This window comes from Sedimentitalea sp. (assembly GCF_039973035.1).
GTDB lineage: Bacteria > Pseudomonadota > Alphaproteobacteria > Rhodobacterales > Rhodobacteraceae > Sedimentitalea.
Genome location: NZ_JBDWLR010000107.1, coordinates 1 through 3,624, shown reverse-complemented (window position 1 = coordinate 3,624; position 3,624 = coordinate 1). Strand labels below are relative to the sequence as shown.

Genomic DNA, 3,624 nt, shown 5'->3' with positions numbered 1-3,624 from the left:
GTCCGTCCTGGCGAACGGATCGCCGTTGATGGCGATGTCACCGAAGGTTCATCGCATGTCGATGAAAGCATGATTACCGGAGAGCCGGTTCCAGTTGAAAAGACCGCTGGAACGCAGGTCACCGGAGGCACGGTCAATGGTTCCGGCAGCTTGCAATTCACGGCAACCCGTGTTGGAGCCGACACAACGCTTTCGCAGATCATCCGGATGGTGGAGGAAGCGCAAGGTGCAAAACTACCGATCCAGGGACTGGTTGACAAGATAACCCTTTGGTTCGTCCCCGCCGTGATGCTGGTGGCAGCTCTCACAGTTGTCGCGTGGCTGATTTTTGGCCCAGATCCTGCCCTGACCTTCGCGCTAGTTGCCGGCGTATCAGTGCTGATCATTGCCTGTCCGTGTGCGATGGGGCTGGCAACCCCCACATCGATCATGGTCGGGACTGGGCGGGCCGCGGAAATGGGTGTGTTGTTCCGTAAAGGCGACGCGCTTCAGCAGTTGGCGGAAGTCAGTGTTGTCGCGCTCGATAAGACCGGGACAGTTACTCAAGGCCGACCGGAATTGACCGATATGGTGCTCGCAGATGGTTTTGACCGCCAGACCGTACTGGAAATGGTTGCCGCCGTTGAAAGCCGGTCGGAACACCCCGTGGCAGAAGCAATTGTGCGCGCAGCTTCCCTGCAAGGGGGAGGACGCCTGGACGTGGAGGACTTTGCGTCAATCACCGGGCATGGTGTCAGCGGTTTGGTGTCGGGAAAGAGAGTTCTCGTCGGAGCCGATCGACTGATGCTCAAGGAAAACATTGCGATAGACGACCTGAGAGATCGGGAAGCGGATTTTGCGAGACGAGGCCGGACAGCGCTCTTTGCCGCAATTGATGGACAGGTTGCAGCGGTGATCGGGGTCTCTGATCCGGTCAAGCCTTCGAGCAGGGATGCTATTGCCGCTCTTCATGCACAAGGCCTACAGGTAGCGATGATCACCGGTGACAAACGTGAGACCGCGGAGGTAATTGCCGCGGAAACCGGAATTGATACCATAGTCGCCGAAGTGCTGCCGGATGGCAAGGTCGCTGCATTGAATACCCTTCGCGGATCAGAAAAGAAAATCGCCTTTGTGGGCGATGGTATCAATGACGCGCCCGCGTTGGCCCATGCGGATGTCGGGATAGCAATCGGAACCGGAACTGATGTTGCGATTGAATCTGCGGATGTTGTCCTGATGTCGGGCGACTTGCGCGGCGTGGTCAACGCCCACGAGGTATCAAAGCGCACGATGCGCAATATCAGGGAAAACCTCTTTTGGGCATTCGCATACAACACGGCGCTCATACCGGTGGCAGCAGGCGTGCTTTATCCTGCGCTCGGGGTGCTTCTTTCCCCGGTTTTGGCGGCTGGTGCGATGGCGCTCTCTTCGGTATTCGTTTTGACAAACGCACTGCGGTTGAGAAGCATCAAGCCGTCCATGGATGAAAAGGAAGTTTTGGAGAGACCGGCACAGGCGCAGATCCCGGCGGCGGCAGAATAGTGGAGGCAACCATGAATATAGGAGATGTATCCCGCAGGTCTGGCTTACCCGCGAAGACGATCCGTTATTATGAAGATATTGGCCTTGTCACCCCGCCGCGCAGCGAAAACGGCTACCGGGCTTTTCGCGAGATAGAAGTGCACAAACTCGCGTTCCTAGGCAGAGCCCGCGAGCTCGGGTTCACTATAGAAGACTGCCGAACGCTCCTGGCACTTTACGAAGACGATGGCCGGGAGAGTGCACAGGTCAAACGCGTGGCGGAAGACCATCTGCACAAGATCGATGAAAAAATCGCGCAATTACAGTCCATGCGTGGAACCCTCGCGCATCTGATCGATGAATGTGCCGGAGATCACCGCCCGGATTGCCCCATTCTTGAAGACCTTGCGGGGGAGCAAACCTGATGCAAAGGAATCTTCTGCTTTTGCTGTGTGTGGCGCTAATCGCTGGTGGAGGCTATCTACTGTTTGGAAAACAGTCCAGTGAACTTTCGGGTGCGCAGCGGCAGGCGATGGTTGAGGTCGTCGTCCCACCCCTCGACGGAACCACAAAACTCGGTGAGCGGGCATACAACGATAATTGTGCCAGTTGCCATGGCGTGAACGCTGCTGGACAGCAAGGTGTTGCTCCTCCGCTCGTACACAAAATCTATGAACCGGGCCATCATGCCGACGGATCGTTTTTTCTCGCCGTCAAGCAGGGTGTTCGTGCGCATCACTGGCAATTCGGGAACATGCCCCCGGTCGAAGGCTTGACCCAGCAGGAAGTTGAGCGGATTGTTGCATATGTCCGTCTTGTTCAAAGAGCGAACGGAATTCAGTGAAGGTCCAATGAAGAGCGCCCTGCCAACATTCCTGAGACGATTTTTGATGTCAGTTGCAGTTCTGATGTTTTTGGTCGGTGGGGCCACGTTCAATCATACGGTGGCAGGGCATGACCATGCAGGTCACGAGCATGCGGATACTTTAGATCATCATCATGCAGACACCGATGACGGTGAATTCGGGTCAGCTGATGTGCAGACAGTTCATTGCGGAGCCAACCTGCTTGCTTTGACATGTGAATTTGAACCGATTTCGCCCACGTCCCCCGGCGACGTTGAAATCATTGAGGCGGGGTGGGTTCTGTTAAAATCCAGCGCCGTCGAACCTCCGCCCCCACGACACCTTTCCTAGTCCCAGCGCAAAACGGTGGTTCAAGCCGCCATGTATTCTGGTTACAGGAAAGAGAATCCAATGAAACTATCCGTATTATTTCTTTCGGGAGCGCTTGTTGTTTCAGGCGTTGCTGCTGCTGTGGCGCATGGTGGCGCCACTGGAATTGTCAAAGAACGCATGGATGCCATGGGTGCCATGGGCAAAGTCATGAAGTCACTCTCCGCAATGATGCGCGGTGAAACCGAGTATGACGCTGAGGCCGTTCGCAAGGGTGCTGAAGTCCTTCAAAGCCATTCCGGCGAAGCGCTGACGAAGCAGTTTCCTGAAGGCAGCATTGAAGGTCCTTCAGAAGCCAAGCCCGAGATTTGGTCCAACTGGGAAGAGTTTTCCGGCATTTCCGGGCAACTGAAACTGTTCGCAACCGCTCTGGGAGAAGCCGCAGACAACGGACTTTCCACACCGGGCGCCAGGGGCGGCATGATGGGCCAAGGTGGCTTGATGGGCCAGGGCGGCATGATGGGCCAGGGTGGCATGATGGGCGACCCGTCGCACATGCAGAACCCTGAGCTGCTTGCCCAAATGCCGGTACAAGGGCTCTTTAACATGACAGCACAGACGTGCTCGGCGTGTCACACAAAGTTCCGTATCGAGAAAAAGTAGACCCGTGCGGATCTGGCTTGTTGGTGCGTTCTCCGCTCTTGCGATAGCAGGAGCGGGGTTCGCCGGGCTGCACTATTGGCCCATAGGAAAACCGGTTGAACTCGAGACTACGCAGGGCGATCCGCAACGCGGCGCCTATCTCGCACGCATGTCGGGGTGTATCGCGTGTCATACGGATTTTGAAGGTGGAGGAAAGCCGCTTGCGGGTGGCTTGAAACTACCGACTGACTTTGGCACGTTTTATTCCCCCAACCTGACCACTGACCTTGAGAACGGTATCGGG

General features: G+C 56.3%; 5 protein-coding genes and 1 pseudogene. All 6 read left to right on the top strand.

The window, feature by feature from the left end:
• Positions 1 to 1,524 (top strand): copper-translocating P-type ATPase (locus tag ABJO75_RS29150; protein WP_348432696.1); only part of this gene is annotated, 1,524 nt, incomplete at its 5' end.
• Positions 1,525 to 1,535: 11 nt separating this feature from the next.
• Positions 1,536 to 1,928 carry a Cu(I)-responsive transcriptional regulator gene (cueR, locus tag ABJO75_RS29145; RefSeq protein WP_348432695.1) on the top strand — a complete coding sequence of 131 codons (393 nt, stop codon included), beginning with the start codon at positions 1,536 to 1,538 and terminating at the stop codon, positions 1,926 to 1,928.
• The gene (locus ABJO75_RS29140; RefSeq protein WP_348432693.1) at positions 1,928 to 2,347 is read left to right on the top strand and encodes a cytochrome c; all 420 of its coding nucleotides are present in this window, start codon (positions 1,928 to 1,930) and stop codon (positions 2,345 to 2,347) included. Before cueR ends, ABJO75_RS29140 begins: the two co-directional genes overlap by 1 nt.
• Positions 2,348 to 2,354: 7 nt before the next feature.
• A complete protein-coding gene (locus ABJO75_RS29135; protein ID WP_348432692.1) occupies positions 2,355 to 2,699 on the top strand; it encodes a hypothetical protein in 345 nt (114 codons plus the stop codon).
• A gap of 60 nt (positions 2,700 to 2,759) precedes the next feature.
• Entirely contained in the window at positions 2,760 to 3,341 is a 582-nt protein-coding gene (locus ABJO75_RS29130) for a cytochrome c (protein WP_348432691.1), read from the top strand.
• Between the two features lie 67 nt (positions 3,342 to 3,408).
• Positions 3,409 to 3,624 (top strand): annotated as a pseudogene (locus ABJO75_RS29125) (cytochrome C); the annotation flags it as partial.

Bases quoted from the DNA above. Each gene is read 5' to 3' on its own strand.
- cueR (WP_348432695.1), top strand. From the start codon at position 1,536: ATGAATATAGGAGATGTATCCCGCAGGTCTGGCTTACCCGCGAAGACG.
- ABJO75_RS29140 (WP_348432693.1), top strand. From the start codon at position 1,928: ATGCAAAGGAATCTTCTGCTTTTGCTGTGTGTGGCGCTAATCGCTGGT.
- ABJO75_RS29135 (WP_348432692.1), top strand. From the start codon at position 2,355: ATGAAGAGCGCCCTGCCAACATTCCTGAGACGATTTTTGATGTCAGTT.
- ABJO75_RS29130 (WP_348432691.1), top strand. From the start codon at position 2,760: ATGAAACTATCCGTATTATTTCTTTCGGGAGCGCTTGTTGTTTCAGGC.